General features: G+C 43.8%; 16 protein-coding genes. 12 read left to right on the top strand and 4 right to left on the bottom strand.

Features of this window, described 5'->3' with window-relative positions; translation table 11 throughout:
- The first annotated feature begins 150 nt into the window (after window positions 1-150).
- Window positions 151-1,500, top strand: a complete 1,350-nt coding sequence (locus F6K49_RS01435; RefSeq protein ID WP_293025334.1) for an NB-ARC domain-containing protein — start codon at window positions 151-153, stop codon at window positions 1,498-1,500.
- Between the two features lie 225 nt (window positions 1,501-1,725).
- On the opposite strand, the gene F6K49_RS01430 is transcribed toward F6K49_RS01435, so the two are convergent.
- Both F6K49_RS01430 and F6K49_RS01425 read right to left on the bottom strand, forming a co-directional pair.
- Window positions 1,726-2,979: an FtsX-like permease family protein gene (locus F6K49_RS01430; RefSeq protein ID WP_293038344.1), complete on the bottom strand. Its 1,254-nt coding sequence runs from the start codon at window positions 2,977-2,979 to the stop codon at window positions 1,726-1,728.
- 504 nt (window positions 2,980-3,483) lie between these two features.
- Window positions 3,484-3,627 carry a hypothetical protein gene (locus F6K49_RS01425; protein WP_293038347.1) on the bottom strand — a complete coding sequence of 48 codons (144 nt, stop codon included), beginning with the start codon at window positions 3,625-3,627 and terminating at the stop codon, window positions 3,484-3,486.
- A 24-nt stretch (window positions 3,628-3,651) separates the two neighbouring features.
- On the opposite strand from F6K49_RS01425, the gene F6K49_RS01420 reads away from it, so the two are divergent.
- From F6K49_RS01420 to F6K49_RS01375, 10 genes are all read left to right on the top strand, one after another.
- Complete coding sequence (locus F6K49_RS01420) at window positions 3,652-4,860, top strand: response regulator (protein WP_293093579.1); 1,209 nt, start codon at window positions 3,652-3,654, stop codon at window positions 4,858-4,860.
- A gap of 98 nt (window positions 4,861-4,958) precedes the next feature.
- The gene (locus tag F6K49_RS01415; protein ID WP_293025330.1) at window positions 4,959-5,324 is read left to right on the top strand and encodes a response regulator; all 366 of its coding nucleotides are present in this window, start codon (window positions 4,959-4,961) and stop codon (window positions 5,322-5,324) included.
- A 29-nt stretch (window positions 5,325-5,353) separates the two neighbouring features.
- Window positions 5,354-5,899, top strand: a complete 546-nt coding sequence (locus F6K49_RS01410) for a chemotaxis protein CheW (RefSeq protein WP_293093576.1) — start codon at window positions 5,354-5,356, stop codon at window positions 5,897-5,899.
- A gap of 140 nt (window positions 5,900-6,039) precedes the next feature.
- Window positions 6,040-6,315, top strand: a complete 276-nt coding sequence (locus F6K49_RS01405; protein ID WP_293025326.1) for a hypothetical protein — start codon at window positions 6,040-6,042, stop codon at window positions 6,313-6,315.
- Window positions 6,316-6,323: 8 nt separating this feature from the next.
- Window positions 6,324-9,095, top strand: coding sequence for a methyl-accepting chemotaxis protein (locus F6K49_RS01400; RefSeq protein WP_293093573.1), 2,772 nt, complete (start codon window positions 6,324-6,326; stop codon window positions 9,093-9,095).
- Between the two features lie 233 nt (window positions 9,096-9,328).
- Window positions 9,329-12,370, top strand: a complete 3,042-nt coding sequence (locus F6K49_RS01395) for a methyl-accepting chemotaxis protein (protein ID WP_293093570.1) — start codon at window positions 9,329-9,331, stop codon at window positions 12,368-12,370.
- An 88-nt stretch (window positions 12,371-12,458) separates the two neighbouring features.
- Window positions 12,459-16,244, top strand: a complete 3,786-nt coding sequence (locus tag F6K49_RS01390) for a hybrid sensor histidine kinase/response regulator (protein ID WP_293093567.1) — start codon at window positions 12,459-12,461, stop codon at window positions 16,242-16,244.
- A gap of 303 nt (window positions 16,245-16,547) precedes the next feature.
- The gene (locus tag F6K49_RS01385) at window positions 16,548-17,072 is read left to right on the top strand and encodes a chemotaxis protein CheW (RefSeq protein WP_293026312.1); all 525 of its coding nucleotides are present in this window, start codon (window positions 16,548-16,550) and stop codon (window positions 17,070-17,072) included.
- Window positions 17,073-17,795: 723 nt separating this feature from the next.
- Window positions 17,796-18,545, top strand: a complete 750-nt coding sequence (locus F6K49_RS01380; protein ID WP_364303754.1) for an ABC transporter ATP-binding protein — start codon at window positions 17,796-17,798, stop codon at window positions 18,543-18,545.
- A gap of 213 nt (window positions 18,546-18,758) precedes the next feature.
- Window positions 18,759-19,973 (top strand): bifunctional sterol desaturase/short chain dehydrogenase, encoded by a 1,215-nt coding sequence (locus tag F6K49_RS01375; RefSeq protein ID WP_293026342.1) that lies wholly within the window; start codon window positions 18,759-18,761, stop codon window positions 19,971-19,973.
- Window positions 19,974-20,012: 39 nt separating this feature from the next.
- On the opposite strand, the gene F6K49_RS01370 is transcribed toward F6K49_RS01375, so the two are convergent.
- Entirely contained in the window at window positions 20,013-20,411 is a 399-nt protein-coding gene (locus F6K49_RS01370) for a DM13 domain-containing protein (protein ID WP_293026314.1), read from the bottom strand.
- 613 nt (window positions 20,412-21,024) lie between these two features.
- Here F6K49_RS01370 and F6K49_RS01365 point away from each other — a divergent pair.
- Window positions 21,025-23,205, top strand: coding sequence for a glycosyltransferase (locus F6K49_RS01365; protein WP_293093564.1), 2,181 nt, complete (start codon window positions 21,025-21,027; stop codon window positions 23,203-23,205).
- 14 nt (window positions 23,206-23,219) lie between these two features.
- On the opposite strand, the gene F6K49_RS01360 is transcribed toward F6K49_RS01365, so the two are convergent.
- The gene (locus F6K49_RS01360) at window positions 23,220-24,869 is read right to left on the bottom strand and encodes an urea transporter (protein ID WP_293026316.1); all 1,650 of its coding nucleotides are present in this window, start codon (window positions 24,867-24,869) and stop codon (window positions 23,220-23,222) included.
- Window positions 24,870-24,917: the final 48 nt, after the last annotated feature.

Raw genomic sequence — 24,917 nt, 5'->3', positions numbered from 1 at the left:
TTGACAAAGTCTTTCAGCCAGAGATGGGTTTGAATTGATCGGGACACAACTGGCAGGTAAAACTCATATTAATGACCAAAATGGCAAGCAGTTCTCAGAAAGAGGATTTACAATGAACTATCAGGTTTCTATGAGTATGAGCGTGCAATTGTGATTCCCTATGACTTTCTAAAAGCGATCGCAAATGAACACGGTGTATCTAAAGCCGAGCTGGAGGTTGTGGCTTTGGCGATGGAGGGTCAATCGACAAACGCGATCGCAAAAACCCTCGACATTAGTGAACATGCAGTGCGCAAAAGACTCAGCGAGGTCTACAAAAAGTTTCCTATATCAGGGACAGGGCCTGTAAAGCTAACCAAACTGCAACAGCTGCTGGTCAATCGCTATCAGACTCATATAGAAACCCAGGATATCTCCTCTAACTGCAGAAGCTATACCCCTATCTCTACTGTCCAATCCTCAAACCCCAAGCACATGGATTGGGGTGAGGCACCAGATGTTTCTGTTTTCTATGGTCGCACTGAAGAACTACGCCAGTTAGAAACATGGATTGTTAAGGATCGTTGCCGATTGGTGGCACTACAGGGTATGGCAGGGATTGGTAAAACCACCTTGTCAGTGAAGCTGGCTAAACAAATTCAGGATCAGTTCAAGTATGTGGTATGGCGTTCCTTAAGTCAGGCACCCCGGTTAGAGGATATCCTAGCAGCACTGCTCCAATCTTTATCTGGGCCCCTAGAAACTGTAGGATATGAAACCGCCGAGGGGTCAAACCCACTCCCTAGTTGTCAAACTGCCAAGGAGCGTATCTCCCAACTAATTGAGTACTGCCGCCAACACCGCTGTTTGATAGTCCTCAACGGTGCCGAATCTATTCTACAGATTGGTACACTTGCGGGCATCTACCGAGAAGGCTATGAAGGCTATGGTGAATTCATCAGACGCTGGGGAGAAGAACCCCATCAAAGCTGTTTGTTGATTACCACTCAGGAGAAACTCAGCGAAATTTCGTTACAAGAAGGAGAGACTTCACCTGTGCGTTCCTTAAAACTTGAAGGTTTAGGGGAAGCCGCTCAGTATATTTTGCAGGAAAAAGGATTGTCTGGGCAGAAAAACTGGGACTATTTAATTAAGGCGTATCGTGGGAATCCCTTGATGTTAAAACTTGTTGCCATAACCATCAAAGAAGTTTTTGATGGCAGTGTGACCGATTTTTTGGCAACTACCCTATTTACCCATGACGTTAGTGACTTTATCGAAGAAATCTTAGATCGGTTATCAGATTTGGAACATAAAATTATATATACAATGGCTAGTCACAAAGAACCTGTAATTCTAACTCAATTACAGGATGAATTACTGGAGATATCGCCTCAGGAATTACTCAGGGCTCTAGCCTCCCTGAGACAGCGATCTCTAGTGGAAAAATCTCAAGGCGGGTTCACCTTGCCTCCTGCAGTCATGGAAGTGACTAACCAATTAATTGCTGAGCGAGAATAGTCATAATATCCCAGTTGACTAATTTTTTTAAACTATTAAAAGTTCAATTTTATAATTGGGTGATATCGATTCCAGTTAATCAATTCCTATTCAGGTAAGTCGTTAATTTTAAAGTGTTGATGGTCAACGGTCAATTAACACTTTAAAATAAAAAAAAATTAACAAGTTACCAACAACCAAGAATGATAAGTATTAAATTGGATATGATATGACTCAACAGGGTTTCTAGGCTTTAAATACAATAGCTGGATCAATACGAGTCACCTTTTGGATAGCGAACAAACCGGAAGTGACACACATTACCACAGTTATGCCAAAAACACCTGTGGCAGACACTGGTGTGATCAAAAGGATAATTCCTTTTGATTTAACCCACACACTCAACCCCCAGCAAAGGAGCATACCAGGCACATAACCAAGAACAGCCATCCACAATGCTTGTTCGACTATAACACTATAAATAAACCGATCCGGTGCGCCCATTGCTTTTAGGGTACCAAACTCTTTGATATGGTCAGAAACTGAGGCGTAGAGAATCTGAGTGACAACTACCATGCCAACAATCACTCCCACAGCAGCACCTAGACCCAATACAAAACCAAGACCTGTTCGCACCTGCCAGTAATTTCGGGTCTTGCGTGCCATCTCAAGCTTCGTATAAGCACGAGTCCCGGGTAAAGCAGCTTCTAAATTCTGCTTGAGTTGCTCAAGATCCTGCCCTACTTTAGCCTTTACCATAATATAGGTAATGGGGTCTGTTAGGCTCAAAGGTGTAGGTTCAGGAATCTCCGACTCATCAGACTTATTCAAAGACTTTGACTTTTCGTAAATAGTAGTACACTGCAAATTATCTGAAGATTCTACAGTGCAGTTAAGCTTAGAGGTATAGCTTGTGTTGATATAGGTATTGGCATTTTCTAAGGAAGCAAATAAGAATGGGCTAGCTACAAGGGATTGACTCTCCGTGGTTAAGCCGACCAATCGAGCAGGCAAGAAGTTAACCGTAGCGGTATCACCGATATCTCTGAGATTGAGCGTCGGTAATCTGCTTTGATCCACCATAACCGTGTAAGGCTCCTTAAGGGCTTTCAGTCTACCCCGAGTGATTGTTCCGGGTTGGAACAGTTTTCCCCCTAGGTCAAATCCAATCAACGTAACAGGACTGGTATCTCCCTTAAGAGGACGCCATCGACCTGACCCCATCAGTAGTGCTTCTGCTCGCTCCACACCTTTGACTCCTTGAGCTTGATCCAGCTGATTCTTTAAAAGTGGCTCGGTTAGCTCAAACTGAACCATTCGGTCAGAACTTACCCATATATCGGCCTCGGATCCCTCAATCAGAAGAACTGTAGAGCGAGTGAACCCGTTGAGCAGACCAGTTTGGATTGTGACTAGGCTAACGGCAAACATAATTCCTGCTTGAGCGACCAGAAAGCGAGGAATGTCTGCCCAGAGGTTTTTGCGAGCAATAGAGACCATAGGAGATTATGCCGAGATAACTTTTAAGTAATATCACGTCCGAGAGCTTATAAATTGTAAGGTGTGGGTTTTTGGTAATTGTTATTTCTCCCAACCTTGCCTTCGAAGAAGACCTGATCCCAAGCGCCAGTCACGAAAACTAGTCCATGGGCTTACTCTCTTGATTTAAAAAGCTTCCAGAACTTAATAGGGCAAGGGTTTCATGGGTGTAGCGCGTTCTTCTGAATACTTACAGTCAAAGTCATAAAGCCAGTGTAACTCATAGACTTTTAATTAACTAACATTAACTAACCAGTAAATTTTTGTAAATCCCTGCCAAGATGGCAACACGGCTCAGTGGCAAGATTGATACATTTCAGTAGTTTTCTGGCATAGAAGGTCATAAATAATCAAAAACTTCCGTCAATGCGTAAATACCCCATAGTGTCTCTCTTGTAATTTGTGTAAACTCACGGATACATCAACCTCATAAAATTCTGTAGCATTGAGCTAGCAGTTACCTGATCAATCATATGTTACTTGTGCATCTCGGTGAAAGTCTTTAACTGTTCCCGGTGTTTTTTCTTGCCTATGGTTAAGAAAGCCTCTTCCCAATCGGCAAATCCCATCCGGTAATGGCAGCACTAGGACAATCAGTTTTGCTGACAACGGCAATCAGGTAAACCAAAGGCAATGATGGCGATAGAACAAAATTATCCTCTAATTCCAATCAAAGAGTTTACTTCCGTCAAACAAGCTGGGTTGTTTGAAATTTTGAAGCAGCCTCGGTTTAGCGGTCAACTCATTCTAAGTGATCCAAATAAACAAGAATGGATATTTCACATTTATATGGGTCGCCTCATGTATGCTACCGGAGGGACTCATCCAGTGAGACGGTGGCGTAGAAACCTACTCATTCACTGTCCTCAGACATCTGCTCAGCTTTCATCACTGCAAGACGATCTAGCTAATACCAATTGGGAAGATGTCAATGTCTGTTGGGACTATCATTTGCTATGCCTATGGGTAGGTCTGCATAAAGTTACCCGTGATCAAGCCGTCAAAATGATTCAGTCTGTCATGGTAGAAATACTTTTTGATGTTACCCAAGGCATGCAGATCACCTATAAAATCAAACCAGATTCCTCATCATCATTATCATCATTGTTTAAACCACTGGTCTTGATTGACGCAGAGCAAGTCATCCATGAAGCTGATCAACTTTGGGAAGCTTGGCAAAGTGCTCGTGTAGCAGACCGCTGCCCTAATCGGGCACCAATCATCAGGCAGCCCAAGCAACTGAGAATTAAAACATCCCCTCAGGCTTACCAAACTATGACCAAGCTGTTGAATGGACAATATACCCTACGAGACTTGGCCATACTAATGAAACGGGATACTAGGGCAGTTACCCTCTCGATTCTACCTCACCTGCAATCAGGATTAGTGGAACTGATAGAGATTCCGGATTTACCTGCTCCAGTTTCACTACCTCCGAACGAAACATCGGTAAAAACTGTTCCTGAGCAGAAACCTTTGATTGCCTGCGTGGATGATAGTCCCCTGATCTGCCAAAGCATGGAAAAAATTCTTACCTCAGAAGGCTATCGCTTTGTGGCTATTAATGATGCACTTAGGGCGATCGCTACTTTGTTAGCTAGTAAGCCAGAGTTGATATTTTTAGATCTGGTCATGCCAAATGCTAATGGCTATGAAATTTGCGGTCAATTGCGTAGGCTCTCCTTTTTCCGCAATACTCCGATCGTGATTTTGACCGGTAACGACGGCATCATCGACCGTGTGAGAGCTAAGATGGTTGGCTCCTCAGATTTTCTGAGTAAACCCATCAATCCTGAAGAGGTATTGAGAGTTATCATTAAACATCTTAAACAAGTTAATTAGAATTGACTAGATAGCCGAAATTTAAGTGTTTACAAAAAAAACCGTTGAAACACTTGCTTACCTGATTATAATTTTAGAGTTATTTAAATCGGATAAAAATGGTTACCGCATTAATTGTTGAAGATTCATTAACTGATCTAGAAATTTTCAGAGGTTATCTCAAGGAAAATGGGTTTAATGTATTAACTGCCAATAATGGCTCAGAAGCCCTAGAAAAAATTAGCAGTAATCAGCTGGATTTGATTGTCCTTGATGTTGTCCTTCCGGATCGCAGTGGTTTTGAAATTTGTCGAACCCTTAAAAATGAAGCTAATACAAGCCAAATACCTGTGATAATCTGCTCCACCAAAGATACTGAAATGGATAAATTTTGGGCGTTGAAGCAGGGAGCAGATGCTTACCTGTATAAGCCTGTTGATAACGCAGAACTCCTAAAAATCATTAACCAACTGGTCAAGGGCTAAATCTGAGCTATAAAAAAACAGAGATCATCATGGTATCCAAGTTTATCCCAGCTTCAGCTTCCCCATCATCAGCGACAGAAACTGCTGCCAATGAAATTAGACAGCAGTTTCTGCGGTTTCATCTAGTACCTGATACTACTGCTTTAATGCCAATTAATCAGCTGACTGAAGTGCTGACTATTGCTGTTGGTCAAATTATTCCAATTGCCCATATGCCACCTTGGGTGATGGGTGTTTACAACTGGCGGGGTGAAGTTCTTTGGATGGTCGATCTCGGACACATTGTGGGATTAACTCCTTGGCATCAGCAACCGGTAAACACATCACACTACACCTCCTTAGTGTTGCATATCCAGTCTCATGATCCTAAGTCCGTTAAATACAACCAAATGCTAGGGTTGGTCGTCAACCGGGTAGAGGACATTGAATGGTGCAATCCCGATTTGATTCAACCTCTGCCGTCATCAAGCATGAATCCTGAATTGGCAAAGTTTTTACAGGGATATTGGCTGAAACATGGTGGTGAAATGCTAGTAGTTTTTGATGGAAAAATAATTTTTAATACCAAGTTTTAATTATACTATTCATCGACTGTAAATTGAACGTATTATTTCATTTTTATAAATAATCAAAATAATTAGTTATTTTAAGTTTTAAAGCTTAAATTCCTCAAAAAAAATACGGTTTAAAACTTAATTATATTAAGTATTTAATCATGAAAAAAGCAACGAATAATTTTAATGTCAATGGCAACACTACCAATAATAGTGAGATAGCTAAATCAAAAAAGGCGCTGGTGAAGACACTCTTACCTGAGTCAACTATTCCTAACGTTAAATTGCGGGTTGTTCAAGAGTTAAAAGAACCTGAGACCAAGGTAAACCATTTGCCAGACCAAGATATCAACGCAGAAGATCAGCTCCTGGAACTGGTCAAAACTGAAAAAAAAAAAATCAGAGGAATAAAAATACTCTCAGCCGCCAGTTGTTGACAACGATTATGCCAACGGTATTGATTCCTCTGACTCTGGCTAGCCTAGTAAGTTACAGAATTGTTCACGACCATGACAAAGAGCGAAATAAATTACAGCAGCAGGAGCAAGCTCTAATTGCTGGTGAAGCAGCTAGCCAACTGATTAAGGATACCTTTACTGTACCAACCTTATTAGGGAGTAATCCTTTAGTCATCAATGCAGCTCATGCTAGTAGCAAAACCGCACAACAGCAACAACTTCAGAAACTGGCTATTCACGAGATTGAATTACGTTTTCAAAACACAAAGCTCCTCCAACCCAATCCACAACTCAATCGTTACTTAAAGAGAATCGTTAAGGATGTAGGTCTAGGGGAATTATTTGTCACTGACCGCTATGGGTACAACATTGCTTATAGTAATCCCACCTCTGACTTTGTGCAAAGGGATGAAGACTGGTGGCAACAAGCAAAGCGTCAAGGGCGTTGGGTCAGTGAACTGGACTTTGATGATTCAGCTAATGTCTTTGGTTTTGATCTAGCTCAGGCAATCAAGGATCCTCAATCAGGAGAATTTCTTGGGGTGATTAAAGCTGTGCTACCCATGAATCAATTAGAGCAACTGTTCCCTTATCTAGAACATATCGGATTGATGGGTTCCCAACAAGTGCAGCTGATAGACACTAGCCAAGGCATGGTAATTAGTACCCTCACCCCTGAAGGTAGTCTGGATGAGGAAGATATCATTGGGGGTGAAGCAGTTTGGGAAATTGCTAAGTTTTTAGTCCAGGCACCGACCCAGCTAACTATTAATACTAAGCAAGACTTCAATCGTTTCAAAGCTAAGTATTCACTAAAGGAAGAAAGACTTTCGACCTATAAGAAGAAAACGGGAAAGCAGGTAAAAATTGTTGACTTCCTCTATAAAGATAAGTTCTATACCATTGTGACTAACCCACACACAGATTGGGTATCCGTTGCTTCTGTGGACAAATCAGAACAGCAAAGCGCTGGTAATGAGTTAATTGTAGCGTTTATCTTAATAGCCCTAGCCTTGGGAGCAGTAACTTTGGTAGTTGTTCTGCTTTTATCCCGCCGCCTATCTGCTCCTCTAAGTCAATTGTCTGATACAGCCAAGGAGGTGACTGCAGGTAATTTAGATGCGATTGCTCAACCAAGTGGTACCGCAGAAACCCAAACCCTAGCTCACACCTTTAATAACCTAGTCGCCCGGATTAAAGTTCTGGTACAAGACCAAAGCCTTGACGCTAAGCGTGCTAAGCAACTGAAAGACATTACGATTCAGCTAACTCAAGCCCTTGACCTGCAAGATATCCTGGATATGGTAGTGCGAGGGAGCCGACAAGGGCTGGATGCGGATCGAGTGGTTGTCTATCGCTTTGACCCCAATTGGAAAGGTACTGTCATTGCTGAATCCGTGGCTGCAGGTTGGCCCCAGGCTCTCGGTGCGGAAATTGCTGACCCTTGCTTTGCAAAGGATTACGTCTATAAGTACATCCAAGGTCGAGTTAAGGCAACACCGAATATTTATGAAGCTGGTCTGACCCCGTGTTACCTGAAGCAGTTAGAACCCTTTGCGGTCAAAGCCAATTTAGTTACCCCAATTCTGGTTGAAGGGGAACTTTTGGGCTTATTAATTGCTCACCAATGCAGTGAACCTCGAGCCTGGCAAGCTTCGGAAATCGATTTCTTAACCCAAGTAGCTAACCAAGTGGGACTAACCCTTGACCGGATCAACCTCTTGGAACGGCAAAGAATTGCTGAAGCCGAGCAACGGACTGCTAAAGAGCAGCTTCAAAAACGCGCACTGGAATTGCTGATGGAAGTAGACCCAGTTAGTAAAGGAGACCTCTCGATCCGTGCCCGTGTGACTGCCGATGAATTGGGAACTGTTGCTGATTCCTACAACGCTACCATTGAAAGCTTGCGGAAACTGGTGGTGCAAGTGCAACAGGCAACTAAGCAAGTTACCACCACCACTACTCAAGATGAAGCAGCAATTCGAGAACTATCTACGGAAGCTTTGCGACAGTCAGAGGAAATTACTGCAGCTTTACAACGAATTCAAGACATGACGACTTCAACTCAAGCTGTGGCTGCTAGAGCCTCTGAAGCTGAAGCTGCAGTCAAACAAGCGGCTCAAACAGTCCAAGCTGGGGATACTGCTATGAACCGCACTGTGGAAGGCTTTATGGCGATTCGGGAAACTGTAGGCAGCACTGCCAAAAAGGTCAAACGCCTTGGGGAATCGTCCCAAAAGATTTCTAAAGTAGTTAACCTGATTAGTAACTTTGCCGCTCAAACCAACTTGCTAGCGTTAAATGCTTCTATTGAGGCAGCTCGTGCTGGGGAAGAAGGTCGAGGCTTTGCGGTGGTTGCGGATGAAGTGCGAGCCTTAGCCCATCAATCAGCAGAAGCAACGGCAGAAATCGAAAAAATTGTGGCACAAATCCAGATGGAAATCAATGAGGTGGTAGCTGCCATGGAAGCTGGTACTGAACAAGTGGTAGGAGGAACGAAACTGGTGGATGACACCAGGCAGAGTTTGAATCAAATCACTGCAGTAATGGTCAAGATTAATGAGTTGGTCGAAGCGATCGCTACGGTAACTGTTGAGCAAACTCAAGCAAGCGTTTCAGTGACTCAGACTATGACTAATGTGGCAGCGATCGCTAATCATACCTCCATAGAAGCGTTGCAGGTATCCCACTCGTTTAAACAACTGCTTACAGTTGCTGAGCAACTGCAAGATAGTGTAGGCAAGTTCAAGGTGAGTTAGTGTTCTTAGTCAATTGTTAATTGTTAATTGTTAATTGTTAATTCTTAATTCTTAATTCTTAATTGCCATTTTCAAAGCAACTGTGATCTCAACAAGATTGACTGGGAATTCTATGGCTGTAACTTCTGAAGTTTTTCAGTCACCCCGAGTTAGGCAATGGTGGCAGCGATGTCCAAACCCTGGGTGTCTTCACAACGAGAAACTACCTATTTTTAATTAATTGGGCGTATTCCATGACTCAAATCCCTCCTCAGAATAACTCCCTTAAGGATAACAATGGTCACAAGATTGATAATTATGATCTTAAATTTTCTGATAATTTAGCTTATAAATTATCAGAAAATGGTCATAATGGCAGCTACCAAGCTTTGGATCTGTCAAAATCTACCCTGAAAACTAAACTGGGGAAATCACTGCTACCACTACCTCAGTTAATCCAGTCAAAGGTTGCACCACCCCAAAGACTTCCATCTTTATTTTTGAAATGGTTTTATGATTTGCCCATACAAGGTAAACAGCTCTTAGCCCTGTTCACATCAGAAGTGATCTCCGTAGTTGGCTTAGCAGGTGTGGGGGCTTTTTTGATTGTTACAGGAGGTCGTGCTCAATTAATCAACCAAGCCAAATCAGAATTGGCGGTTATGGATATTATATATAATATCAAAATTAATCAGATGGGGTTTGGTTTTCGGGGACAATCTGACAATAGCGCAATTATTCAAGCGGTTCAAACCTATGCTCAAGGTAAACCCTTAACCCCCGGGTTGCTTAAACAAGTGAAAGATATTCTTCAGCAAGAAATCCAGACTCGTCGGATTGAATATGCCACGTTGGTGGGAAAGGATCGGCGAATTCTTGTCAATGCTAATGCTGATCGAACTGCGGAGTTTTTCGATCCCAATGACTTAGTCAGTCAGGTTCTGGAAAATCCTCAGCAAATTAAAACCAGTGAACTGGTCAGCTGGTCTGAAGTTGCTCAAGAGTCTCCCTTCCTACCTGCTGGGATTGTCCAGCAAAACAATCTGTTGATTCGCTACACCGTCACACCGGTTAGAGCCACCGACACAGGGGCAGTTTTGGGAGTACTGGTTTCTGGGGATATTGTCAATGGCAAGCTGCCTATCGTCGAGGATACCCTAAAGTCTTTTGGGGGAGGTTATAGTGCGGTATATCTACGTCAACCGGATGGTCAATTTGTCTTGGCAACTGCCTTAGACCAGGGTAAAAGTACCAATTTAGCAGAAGCTCAACCGAAAGTCTTCTTGCCCGATACCCCTTTCCTGAATCAAGCGGTAACAGCTCAGGGTAATCCGATTACCAAACGCATCAAGATAGGGAGGGAAACCTATACAATCGCTGCCAGGACGCTAAATAATTTTAGTGGTAAGCCAGTTGCCCTTTTGGTAAGGGGAACCTCAGAAGCTCAACTCAACTTCCTCCTCAGCAACAAGCTACTCCTACAGTTGGTAGTAGTGATCTTGGCTGTGACTGCTGATATATTACTAGCTATTCTGCTAGGACGAGCCATTGCTAAACCTATCCAGCAGCTACAAAACTTAGCCGAGCAATTTGCTCAAGGGTCACGCCAAGTCCGAAGCAATCTGATCACTAACGATGAGATCGGTAAGCTAGCTAGGACCTTTAATGAAATGGCTGAGAGTGTTACCAGTCAGGAAAACGTGGTACGTCGAGAAGCAAATCGGACACAGGTCATTATTAACCTTGCTGCTACCCCCATCGACAAATCTCTCGACCTCAAAGCTCTCTTCCAAGAAGCGGTGGAAAAAGCCCTCAATCAATTGAATGCTGACCGGGTAGTTATCTACCGCCTGAATCCGGATGGTAGTGGCTACATTGAATTCGAGGCAATTCAACCGGGTTGGCCGAAAGCAGTTGAAAATATGGTTGAGGATAGGATTGAGAAGAAAATTGAAGATGCTTGTATTCCACAGCAACTGCTTGATGCCTACAAACATGGGCGTGTCATTGCCACCAATAATGTATTTGAAGCAGGTTTCCATCGTGACCACGAGAAGTTGATGGAACGATTGCAAATCAAAGCAAATTTAGTGACACCAATTGTCCACGCAGAAACACTCTACGGTTTACTTATTGCTCATCATTGTAGGGCCCCACACCAGTGGCAAGAGTCTGAAATCATTTTCCTGACGCAGTTATCTGTTCAGCTGGGCAATGTTATGCAGCGAGCCACATCCTTAGAACAAATGGAAGCAGCCCGCCAAGAAGCCGAAAATCTTGCTCAGGAACAGCGCCAGCTCAAAGAGGAGCTGCAAAAGCGTGCTCTAGAACTGTTGATGGAAGTAGAGCCAGTTAGTAAAGGAGACCTCACTATTCGAGCCCAAGTGACTGCCGATGAATTGGGAACTATTGCCGATTCCTACAATGCTACAATCGAAAGCTTGCGGAAACTTGTGGTGCAAGTGCAACAGGCAACTAAGCAAGTCACCACCACCACTACTCAAGATGAAGCAGCGATCCGAGAGCTATCCACAGAAGCTTTACGACAGGCGGAGGAAATTGCTAATGCTTTACAAAAAATTCATGACATGACAGTCTCAACTCGCTCTGTGGCTGCCAGTGCCTCTGAAGCCGAAGCTGCAGTTAAACAAGCAGCTCAAACGGTGGAAGCCGGAGATGCTGCTATGAACCGCACTGTAGAAGGTTTTATGGCGATTCGGGAAACTGTAGGTAGTACGGCTAAGAAGGTCAAACGCCTTGGGGAATCGTCCCAAAAGATTTCTAAGGTAGTCAACCTGATTAGTGGCTTTGCTGAGCAAACTAATATGTTAGCCCTCAATGCCGCTATTGAGGCGGCTCGTGCTGGGGAAGCCGGTCGAGGCTTTGCGGTAGTTGCTGATGAAGTACGAGCCTTGGCCCATCAATCGGCGGAGGCAACGGCGGAAATTGAAAAGCTGGTAGCAGACATTCAGGCGGAAACCAATGAGGTGGCAACCGCTATGGAAGAGGGAACTGAGCAAGTGGTAGTTGGGACTAAACTGGTGGATGATACCAGGCAGAGTTTGAATCAAATTACTGCCGTAACGGTCAAGATAAATGAGTTGGTCAAAGCAATTGCCATCACAGCTGTTGAGCAAACCCAAGCCAGCGAATCAGTGACTGACACTATGGCTGACGTAGCAGCGATCGCGAATAGAACCTCCACAGAAGTCAGCCAAGTATCTAACTCGTTCAAAGAACTGCTAACAGTGGCTGAGCAACTGCAAGATAGTGTGGGCAAGTTCAAGGTGAGTTAGTGTCATTGTAGTTATTAGTATTTTGTTAATGACCAATGACCAATGACCAATTTCCAATTTTCTCTTGACCAATGACCAATGAAGAACCATGGCAACTCACTCTGAGATCCAAGACCAAGCCTATCAGTTTTTTATCGAAGAGGCACCAGAGCTGTTGCAACTGATCGAGACAGGCTTACTGAATCTCCAGCAAGAACGAACCACGGCTAAGATCCACGATTTAATGCGAGCCGCTCACTCCATCAAGGGAGGTGCTGCCAGTGTTGGGCTAGAGGCAATTAAAACCTTGGCTCATCGTCTCGAAGATATCTTCAAGGCTTTCTACAGCGACGAGGTACAACTTGATACTGAGCTAGAAAGCTTGCTGCTCAAAGCTTATGACTGCCTCCGGAACCCCCTCATCCAGCAAATTGAGCAAGGCTATTTTGACCCAGAGCAAGCCCTAGCCAGGGCTCAATCCACTTATGCCCAGATTGAAGAACGACTCGGTGATGCCCTAACACAGGTTGATAACTACATTCCTAGTTCCGGTGACTTAGGTATTGATATTGTATCCTCTATTTTTGAGGTTGATGTGGCTCAGGGACTAGAACGTCTTGCTTCTGTCCTAGCCAATCCCCAAAATTATGAGGTGGTGGGGGAATTAAAGGCACAAGCAGACGTATTTGCTGGCTTTGCTGAGTTACTGAACTTGTCCGGATTTGGAGCGATTGCCCAAACGGCTGTAGCGGCAGTAGAGCAAAATCCCCACCAAGTCTTGAAAATTATTGAACTGGCCCTAGCTGACTTTACAACAGGACGAGCTGCTGTACTAGCAGGCGATCGCACTCAAGGGGGAAATCCCTCGACTGCTCTAGTTGCTTTAACAGAAGCCCCTGCTCCTCCGGCTAATGACATCACAAATAGTCTAAATACCACCTCTGAATTTGAAGATATCTTTAGTGACTTTAACCTAGGCGAAGCAAGCAATGCCTTTGATGACTTTACCTTATCCGAGCAAACCGCTACCCAACCATCCCAACTCAATCCAATAACGGAAGAGACTTTCGAAACCTCACCCACTGTTGCCCATCAGGAAACTGAGCTAGATCAAGCAACTGTTGACTCACCATCTTCGAAGGTTACCGACTCAGCTGATGTTACTGATATTTTTAGTAACTTTAACCAAGATCAACAGACCTTACTCTTTGAAGACGTTGCTCTAGCCCAGGAAACCACTGCCCAGCAGCCCCAAGTGAACCTGCCAGCTGAGGAAGTTCCTGTCACCCCACCCATTCTTGCTGATCTCAGAACTAGTGACTTGGGGCAAGCCAGTCAAGACATACCATCTGATCAATCTACCCCTTCAGAGGATCAAGTTAACCCAGTCCAAGAGACAGAAGCATCTTTCCCAGAGGAAACCATTTCCTCGACCCCAGAAACTGTGGGATGCTCGGAGCAAGACCAGCAAGACCTGAGTAACTCTAAGGCTGACCCTACCCCAGGATCTAAACCAGTAGCGAATTCCCCAAATCCATCAAGCACTGCTTCTGCTCCCCTGAAGAACTCATCCCTAGAGGTCCCAAAAACCCTGGAAGCTGCTGTGGAAAAGATTGAACAAATCTTTGAAAGCCTGCCACCGCTCCAGGATATGCCTGCTTCAGATGTTCCATCACCACCAACGCTACCAGCAGCCGCATTCTTAGCCAATGAATTAGCTATCAACCCACCCACTCAATCGGCGAAATCCCAGCAGCATCAACCTACTCGATCTAATCAATCTACTCCTAAGCCGTCACAGCATCCCAGCCAAAGTCCAACCTCTATCTCCCCCGAGAGTTCAGTCCGGGTTAACTTAAAGCGACTAGAACGGATGAACAATCTGGTAGGGGAACTGGTGATCAACCGCAATAGTATTGGCCTGCAAAATGAACAATTACAAGCAGCAGTGCGGGAACTAACCCAAAGATTTGAACTTTGTCAAACCATTGTTAGTCAAATACAAGAGTTATCTGATCAGAGTCTAGCGAGTGCCTCAAGTGCTGGATCAATGGTGTCAAATCCTAGCTTTGCCTCCCTTAGTCAGAATGAGTTGAACCAGCAAGGGACGAATTCTGTCGGTGAGAGAAACTCACCCCAGCAATCGGTAACGTGGTCAGGCCAAAAGAGCCTAGAGAGTGAGTCAGACCCATTTAACAAACCCCTGTTTGATTCTTTGGAAATGGATAGCTATAGCAACGTCCATGCTTTGATCCAAGGACTACAAGAAGAAATGATGCTGCTTAAAGAAGCCGTGGGGGATATAACCCTATTTGCTCAGCAGTCTGATCAGACCTTGGAACAACAGCGGCAAATGCTTTCTCAGCTACGAGACGAGCTGATGTGGGCGCGGATGTTGCCTCTGGGTCAAGTACTCAACCGCTTTCCCCGGGCTTTACGGGATCTTTCTACCCAACACCACAAGCCAGCAAAACTCAAGCTTAGTGGTACAGGGGTTTTGGTGGATAGAGCAGTGCTGGAAAAACTTTATGACCCCTTACTACATTTACTCCGGAATGCTTTTGATCATGGCATTGAATCCCCTCAAATTCGGCGCAAACGAGGTAAATCAGAGGAAGGACAAATTGAAATTCGGGCCTATCATAAAGGCAATCAAACCATTATTCAAGTTAAGGATGACGGTGAAGGTCTTAATATTGAACGCATTCGTAAAAAAGTATTGGCCAAGGGATTGTTGTCAGCCAAACAAATTGCTAAAGCTCCCCCATCCCGACTGTTAAAGATGATTTTTGAGCCAGGATTTTCCACCGCAGCTAAAGTCAGTGAACTGTCTGGTAGGGGAGTAGGTTTAGATGTAGTACGCTCTCAAATTCGAGCTCTCAAAGGTAAAATCTCTGTCACCTCATCTCCAGGTAAGGGTACAACCTTTACCCTACGCCTGCCGTTAACTCTCACCATTGCTAAATTACTAATTGCTACAGTCGGTCCAATTGTTATCGCTTTACCATCAGACAGTATTGAGGAAATTGTAGTTCCCAAGGGGGATCAGATGCAAAAATCTGGGACAAAACGGTTTTTGCTATGGCGCGGACAAATGGTTCCCACTTATACCATGTCTGATCTTTTGGAATATAACTGTCCAGTCAGGGAAACTACTCCTAGCAAAGCTTTAGTCTATGTCCCCACTCCTGAAGATTGGGCATTACCTCTGGTAGTAATGCGTCGAGAGCAGCAGGCTTTTGGGTTAGAAATCGATCGCGTGATCACAGAGCAAGAGCTAGTGATTAAACCCTTTGGCAAAGTGCTTGCGGCTCCCAGTTATACCTATGGTTGTACCATCTTGGGGGATGGTAGTTTAATTCCGGTGATGGATGGTAACGCCCTGCTAGAGCAATTTTTAGCTCAAAGCCAAGAAGAGACTAAACCGAGAAGCTTGTCTCATATACTCGAAGCTACCACTAAGAAAAAGTCATCGGTTAACCGGACTCAAACTCCTGCTAAAACTGCTCCACTTCCCACAATTTTAATTGTGGATGATTCGACAGGTTTACGACGAACCTTGGCTATGAGCTTGCAAAAAGCGGGTTACCGAGTGTTACAGGCTCGGGATGGACACGAAGCCTTGGAACAATTGCGGCAAAGTTCGAAAGTGCAGATGATAATTTGTGATATTGAAATGCCGAATATGAACGGTTTTGAGTTTCTTGGTCAACGTCGCCAAGACCCTCAGTTATCAAAAATTACTATAGCAATGCTTACCTCTCGTAGCAGTGAAAAACATCAGCGTTTAGCAATGCATTTGGGGGCTAACGCTTACTTTACTAAACCTTATATTGAACAAGATTTTATTGGAAAAATAAAAAACATTATTGAACAAAGTAAATCTGAAGTTTAAGTATTAATTGATCAGCTAATGCGCTACAGATGGTGCTACTTGATGTGCTATCAGCCATTCCTAATCAGCGTTTAGCTCAAAGCAATAAGCAATTAGCTTCTTGAGGGGTCTCCACTACTAATCATTTACTTGCACCCATAGCCTTGAATTATAGTGCATCATTATACTTTTAATCCTAACTTTACCAACTTAGTATGGTGAGTTAATCTATTTAATTACCATTGCTTACAAATCCTGATTATAATAATTGTAATTTTTAATCATTCATACTTATTTGAACAAGATGAAGATGAATTCGATATTATGAAAAATAACTTAATTGACTCCCAGCTGAGTGATAGTAATCGATTGCAAAATCAGAATACTACATCATTCTTAAAATTAGTGGTCTTTAGAATAGACAGCATCAATTTCGCATTTCCGATTGAGTGTGTAAAAAAAGTAATTAATTATACAACTGTTTATAGCAGTGGACTCAATGATATTGGCATTGCCCATATCGATGATCAGGAAATTCCTATTATCGACTTGCATCGCCGGTTATTTAAATCTAGCAAAATCAGCACTTCTAACCCAGGACGCTTCCTGCTGATTGCTCAAAATACAATGGGTGAACGATTTGGTATCCCTGTACTCAAAACACCGAATTTGATAGAGGTTTCCGTGAGTGATATTCGTACCCTACCAGAGTCTTTTCGTCAAGCTGATACCCTAGGAATTGCTAGTCATGTTGCGGTGATTCCCCAAGAAAATACATCTTTGACAGTCTTTTTGCTAGATGTTAATCAATTGCTGCCTTGGGTTTCTCAAAGTGCGAAAAGGGGTTAAGCATTGAGCAATCAGCAATCAGCTATCTTTGCCCCTAGCTTGATGGGATGGGGATAGTCCCAGTGGATGAGATTTCTGTTATACTTTAGATTATAAAATAGCTATCTGCCAGAATTAAAGGTTAGGGGAGAAGTCCCGCGCTCTATCCGTGCTTGATGAGCGTCCTATGGGAGAGCCTTTTTCTGGGAATTGTGCCAAAAAGTTGCTAGCATCAAAAACGCGCTTTGACGATAACCAAGTTAAAAAACCTTGTTGCCAAAAAACCAACCAAGCAGAATCATCGGTCTTAGAAATTAGGACTGCTGGTGAGGGCAGGAATATAAGACCTGGGTTTGGGGAACTAAATTTAGGCAATTCCTTGTGAAGTCCGAATCCATTGCTGTAGCGTAAGCTCAGGCTATTGTAGTTCACAGGTGTAGCTTCCACCTACGCTTTTATCTACGATCCTTAGCACTATAAGGGATAAGGGTCAAGTAGAAGCAATCGGAACAAGTATCCGACAATACCCATCTAGAGATTAAGATGTAGCATAATAAGTCTTATCTCTAGCAGTAGAACTTATGGCCAGTCCCTCTGATGTGAAACAAAACGTTTTTATTCAGTGTAGGTCGCCGGTTCGCCGATCAACCTGCCAGAATCCCCATGCTTTAGCGATGGGGAGTCGTCAATTTCCAGCAGTACGACCTAAGAGTCTAGTCAACGGGTGCTGCTAAAGTTTAATATATGGTGTTTCCCAAAAAACTGATTAAGGGCGGCTCTAAAGTATCTAAAGTTATAGATTTACCTAAGTATGGTATACGCTCCATTCTTGCTAAAGGGGTGCAGATGGACTTCGAGTCAGGACAAAACCGTGTTCAAGTCCTCAAAGGAATAGACTGGGAAGTCAAACGTGGTGATATCCAACTTTTAATGGGACCGTCTGGCTCTGGCAAGACTACCCTTTTGTCAATATTGGCGGGATTACTGACCCCGACATTAGGAAAAGTCTATTTACTGGGTCAAGAAATTACCGGTATGTCTAGAACTAAGCTGGCAGAGTTTCGACGAGAACACATTGGCTTTATTTTCCAACACTTCAACCTATTTCCAGCTCTGACAGCAGCAGAGAATGTGGAAGTTGTGCTAAACATTAAGGGCATTCGGGGGGTCAACGCTCGACAGCAGGCAAAAACCTTATTAGAGCAGGTTGGTTTAGAGGGGAAAGGACATCTTAGACCGAGTGACTTGTCAGGGGGGCAGAAGCAACGGGTAGCGATCGCGCGGGCTTTAGCTAAAGAGCCACCCCTAATTATGGCAGATGAGCCAACGGCAGCCTTGGACTCTCACAGTGGTCATACAGTCATTGAGCTTCTGCGTCGTCTGGCTAAGGATAAAGGCTGCACAGTGCTGATGGTAACCCACGATCCTCGTATTATCGATGTAGCTGACCAAGTGTCTTATATGGAAGATGGTATGTTGAAGGTTGATGGTTGAAGGTTGATGGTTGAAGGTTGAAGGTTGAAGGTTGATGGTTGATGGTTGAAGGTTTAAAGTTGATGGTTGAAAGTTGATGCTTCACAGGTGAGTGTTAACGGTCAACCGTGAGCATGTTAGTTTCACTTCTACCTACCTACCTAATTATGATGTGAATGGGCAATTTGCCAACACGACAAATTACTGTTCACTCTAGGCATCATAATCATGTTTATGGTAAATTTCTGGCTAGCTATAGGGGTTTTGGGACTGGGTTCTATTCTGTGGGTAGAACTGGTGCGAGACTTCTATCACCTCCTGTCCCATCACTGGAAACCTCTGTATCGCTTGCATGTGTGGCATCATCGGGTCTTCCGTCAGGATTTAACTGCTGTCAGTGATACCATATATCGACAGGCGCACTGGCGTAATGATGTGCCAGAAGCCTTGGTCATGCTAATGTTAGGCTTGGTGCTATGGTGGTTGGCTTATACCTGGACACCAGATATGCATTGGGCAGCTTTGGCTGGTTCTGTGTACTCTATGGTATTTCTATTTGGTGCGATCGCTCGTGGCTATGGCATCAAGGGAGCTGATAAGTTGACTGATGGAACCCACCTTCCGGGTCCATTCCTCTGTCCTCCTTCCGGTTGGATGGTAAATCGCAGCTACCATTGGCGACATCACTTTGATAACCAAAAGGCTTACTATGGCGGCACATTGACTTTAGTAGACAAACTGATGGGGACAGCACTATCGCTCCAAGGGAAAACTATTGCAGTGACGGGAGCATCGGGAACTTTGGGACAGTCACTGTTGTACCATCTCCAGCAACGGGGAGCAAAAGTGATTGCTCTGACCTCCCAAGAACAAACTGTTACGTTAAGTGTCAATGGTGAAAGCTTGCCAGTAAAAACCTTCACTTGGCAAGTGAGTAAAGAGTCCGAACTAGCCCCACATTTGGAAAATTTGGATATTCTAATTCTCAATCACGGCATCAATGTTCATCAAGAACGGACAGCCGATGCGATCGCAAAATCCTACGAGGTCAACACATTATCAAGTTGGCGGTTGCTGGAGATGTTTTTATCCACTGTTCGGACGAACCAAGATATTGCTCGCAAGGAAGTTTGGGTTAATACTTCGGAAGCGGAAGTTAGTCCAGCCTTTAGTCCTTTGTATGAACTGAGCAAACGTACCCTAGGAGACCTAGTTACCCTCCGTCGTCTAGATGCTCCTTGTGTAGTACGTAAACTAATCCTCGGACCATTTAAAAGTAATCTCAATCCGATTGGGGTCATGTCAGCGGATTGGGTAGCCCAACAAATCCTTAATCTAGCCACTCGTGATGTGCGTAACATCATTGTGACGATTAATCCGATAACCTATTTAGCGTTTCCAGTCAAGGAATTTTTTGTCAGCCTGTACTATAGGCTGTTTAGTCATTAGTCCTTAGGAACTTGGGTTAATTATTAGTAATTAGTGGTACTACTTACTAAGGGTGGCGTAGCCATTCGCGTAGCGTGGCCGAAAGGCCAAGGTGACGTTGAATTTACGGCACCATATGACTACAGAGTTAAAGTCTTCTGGATTAACATCAGCAGGGATAAGGTACCCTTGAGTCCCACTGACCTGCTGAAGAGGACCAAGACTTTCATAATTTTCCTTACTGTAGGATTTGGGGACAGTTTGGCGGTGCAACAGCACCATTAAATCGGGTCCGTTATCGGTCTTAAAGGTTTCGTCAAACTTCAGGTAACGTTGTCCATTGTCTGTGAATAAACTTACCATGCCTTGAGTAGAATGGGCTGCTGTTACAAAATTTCCTGATCTACTTGTTGCCTGTGCCACTGTTCTAGCTGGTTCAGCAGCTGGAACAGTGGACACATCAATCTTGGTTGTCGTAGACCTAGAGGTAGAGGGTTTTGCCTGAACAGTACTCTTGATTCCCAGGTACTCCTGCTACACAACCTACGCTTAAAAAGGCAGTAGCACCAAAGATCGCTAAATAGTTAAGCTTCATCAGATTATCTATCTCGTGGAAACATTACTCTTTTTGCTATTATGTCTAGTCTTCGGTGGCATTAACCTGAGTTTTGGTTAAGAAATTTAGTGAATACTTCTCAACTCTAGCTCATTAAAAAATTTATCCATTAATATATCCCAAACTTGGTAAGTTAAGTAAATTTTAATATTTAGCTCAGGTTATATTAATATATTATCAATATTATCTAGATTAGTCACATACTATTTTATTAGTTTGGTTGAGTTTAAAATAACAAGTTATGATACAGCAATGGGTGTAATGGTGTTTCCAAATTCAAGGGGCAAATAATTGCTATAACCTTTATAATACCACACTTTTTAATGTCCTATTCCCTATTCCCTGCCCACAGCGCTATACCTGTTTTTAGACATGACAGTTCCCAAAGTGAGCTACCCAAACTCTAGGTGTTCTTCTAACAAACAAGTTTTTAGGTTACGAGCCGCAACGGTCGTGATGCTGATTCTATTTACTAGTTTTAGTGCGATCGCTTTAGCTTGGTTGACTGGTCAGGGGCAGATTACACAGCTATTTGCTCAGCTGCATGTCTGGCAAATAAACCCACCGATGTGGCTGGAAGCACCAATGGTGACTCAGCACCACTACTTATTACTGCCAACAATTATCTTAATGGTAGTTGTGCTGGGGGTCACGAAACTCTCTCCCCGTCCTCGCACTTGGTCTAGAAATTTAGTGGTGGGGATTTTGCTAGCACTATTGGGACGATATCTGCTCTGGCGAATCTTCTCTACCCTCAATTTAGTGGATCCCCTTAATGGTGTCTTTAGCCTAGGATTATTTTTACTGGAAATGTTGTTGCTAACCAGCAGTATTATCCAGCTATTTTTAATGTTAAGGGTCAAAAACCGTAGCGCTCATGCTTCTCAGTTATCAATAGATGTGATTTCAGGAAGGTTTAATCCTTCTGTGGATATCTTCATCCCAACCTATAATGAACCCTGTTTTATTTTAAAGCGAACAATTATGGGTTGTCAAGGGATAGATTATGACAACAAAAACGTTTATTTACTAGATGATACCAAACGTCAAAATGTCAAAGATCTAGCTGCTGAATTGGGGTGTAACTATATCACTCGTCCAGATAATTCCTATGCCAAAGCGGGAAACTTAAACCATGCTATTCCAAAAACATCAGGGGATTTGATTGTATTATTTGATGCTGATTTTGTCCCGAATAAAAATTTTCTGACTCGCACCGTAGGTTTTTTTAAAAATAGTAATGTCGGATTAGTCCAAACTCCTCAAAGCTTTTATAACCCTGACCCGATTGCCTACAATTTAGGTTTAGAAGATGTGCTACTGCCAGAAGAAGAGATATTTTATCGGCAAGTTCAGCCCATCAGGGATGGTGCTGGCGGTGTGGTTTGTTCCGGAACTTCCTTTGTTGTTAAACGTGATATTATAGAAGCGGCTGGTGGTTTTGTAACCGATTCTTTGTCTGAAGATTACTTTACTGGTATTCGGATAGCAGCAATGGGTTACCAAGTTATTTATTTAGATGAAAAACTTAGTGCTGGTTTAGCCGCAGAAAATATTGCTGCCCATGTAGCTCAACGATTGCGGTGGGCTCAAGGAACATTGCAGGCATTTTTTATTGATGCCAACCCTCTAACTATTCCGGGGTTAAAACCAATCCAAAGGCTAGCCCATTTAGATGGATTACTAAATTGGTTTACCGGTTTATCTCGCTTCGGATTCCTGTTAATGCCCCTAGCTTATTCATTTCTAGGGGTGATTCCCTTAAAAGCAACGGCTGCTGAATTGTTGTATTTCTTGCTACCTTATTATCTGATACAGCTCACAGTTTTTTCCTGGTTAAACCTTCGTTCCCGGTCAGGATTGTTGTCGGATATTTACTCATTGCCTTGGTGTGTTCCTCTGAGCTTGACAGTGATACAAGTCATGCTGAATCCCTTTGGCAAAGGATTTAAGGTCACACCCAAAGGCGTAAAACGCGATCGCTTTGTGTTTAACTCCAAGTTGGGATTGCCTTTGATTATCCTATTTATCGCTACAGCAGTTAGCCTATGGATGAATTTGAGTACTTCTGTGATGTATTGGGGAAGTGGGATATCAGCTACTGACGCTCAGATGATTCAAGGTCTGAGTCTAGGTTGGATTTGGAGTATCTATAACCTGATCATGTTGGGTATTGCTTTATTGATTGTAGTGGATGTCCCCAATCGGGACCTTTACCAGTGGTTCAAGTTGCGCCGAGTGGTGCGGCTTGAGATCTCAAATCAGACTGTCTGGGGTATGACCACCAAGATTTCAGAAGTTGGTGCTCAAGTGGCTTTGACCGAGGTGGCTGATTTACGATTAGATAGCCCAAACACTGCCACTGAACCGTTGCCAGTGGAACTAGAGATGATCGAGGAAAAGCTAGAGTTGTCAGGAGTAGTTACTGAAATTGACAACAGTGGTGAAGAAGCTAGTCTACGAATTATGTTTGACCCATTAACTCTCCAAGAGCATCGCACTTTGGTAGAGATACTCTTTTGCCGTCCGGGTCGATGGCAGCGACGGGAAACTCCATCAGAAATGCGATCGCTTTTACTGTTGTTTAAGATTTTGCTGAAACCGCGATTACTATTTGATCGCCAGGGTAGGAGTTGAGAAACTCTATTGATCTAAATCACTAGCAACAATTCGATAAATCCTTCCCAGTTAAGCTCTTTGCCTCCAATTCGCTGTTGCAAAAAGGTCACTTCATCTTCTGAAAGAGGAGGCTGATCCACACTGGCTAACACTACATTCATTTCATCTAGCTCAACCACTCCATTCTTATTCTTATCAATGGGAATAAAGTATGTGGCAAACTCATTAAGTCTCGACATCAGACGACGGTGGCGCAGCAACAATTCCCCAAATTCCTCGAAGTCTATTTCTCCGCTGTTATCGACATCCATGCTGGAAAAGACAAAGTTCAGTTCATCATCACTGATGCTATGCCCCGCTTGCTGGAAGTGATAGCTAAGTTCTGTCAAAGACAAGCTGCCGCTTTGATCCCGGTCGATAGCATCAAAGATATAACGCAGGTCACCTTTGAGTTCTTGGGGTGCTTTGTCAAATAATACCTTGTGATGCTGCCCAACCATGGCTCCTTGCAACTGCCGACGGAAGGCCGAAATCACTTCCTTGGCTGTGAGGTAGCGGAATCGATGCTCTTCGGGACTAGCAATGGAGTAGGGTGCAACAGGCACCAAGGAAGAAAGCGATCGCTGTAAGATTACGAAGCAGGCATAAGTACCCAGATGAAAGGACATCGCCAAAATCGGTAGTTTCAAGGGTGTCATTACCAGAGTCAGCAGCCAGCCAATCAGAGCTGCCCCAAAGGCTCCACCACTTGCAAACAAAAGGCTTCGTCGATTAGGGGTATAGAAAATGCCTCCAATAGCAATTGCGGTTAATGCTGAGTTGTATCCCCACAGTCCAGCGTACAGCACATTCAGATTTACCCCCAGTACAATGCCAGTGACCAAACCAATCACCGACCCTAGAACCGCAACCAGGGCTCCCATTGGGCTACACAAGGCTAAAGCAATTATAATTAACAAGGCAGATACTAAGCTGCCTGAAAAAAAGATTTGACCAATTCCGGTGATTAGGCCGGATAAAACGCTTACCCCATCTAGGGATTCAGCTGGGTTAGGGAAGGGCGGTGGTGCCCCTAATTCAAAGAAGGGTTGCGGAACGTAGAGGGCTATTACCAGAAAGCTGTAGGTAACAATGTGAAATGGCACTCCCATAGAGGGCAGCCCTAAATACACGGCCATCCATAGCCCGATATACTGCATCAATACTGTGCTCAGGGCTGCACAAATGATAACCGCCAGTACCCAAAGCAAGTTTCCAGTACCATTGCCCCAAGTGCCAAACGTTCCTAAAGCTAGCCCCACTAAGGCTCCGTTCAAACCAAAAATGCCATTGCGAATACTGGGGCGATCGAGACCCATCAAATAGGCGGTCCATGTAGCCACAACAACTCCGACAACTAGCATCAAGGCTACCCAGGGCGACTGAATAAAAACCGCAAGAGTAATGAGTAGTCCAGTGATAGGATTATTGGCAAACCCTACTTGACCGATACCCCGTAAACTAGCATTGATAAAATCTAACAGCGGACGCCGCTCCCAGGCTTGGTTGAGGTCTTGCAGAGTTCCCATGATGGGCAAGGGATGCCGATGAGACGTTTTCTCTGATTTCAATAAACGAGATAACAGCTCATGGAGCGGCAAAGGTTGAGGTTTATCTTGAGAAATTTCAGATGTTTGAGACATGGTAAATTGATGCTTTTGTTGGGTGAGATCGACTCCTGTGCGGCTATT

Source organism: Moorena sp. SIO3I6 (assembly GCF_010672095.1).
The sequence above is the reverse complement of the archived record's forward strand: the minus strand, read 5'-3'. Positions and strand labels throughout refer to the sequence as shown.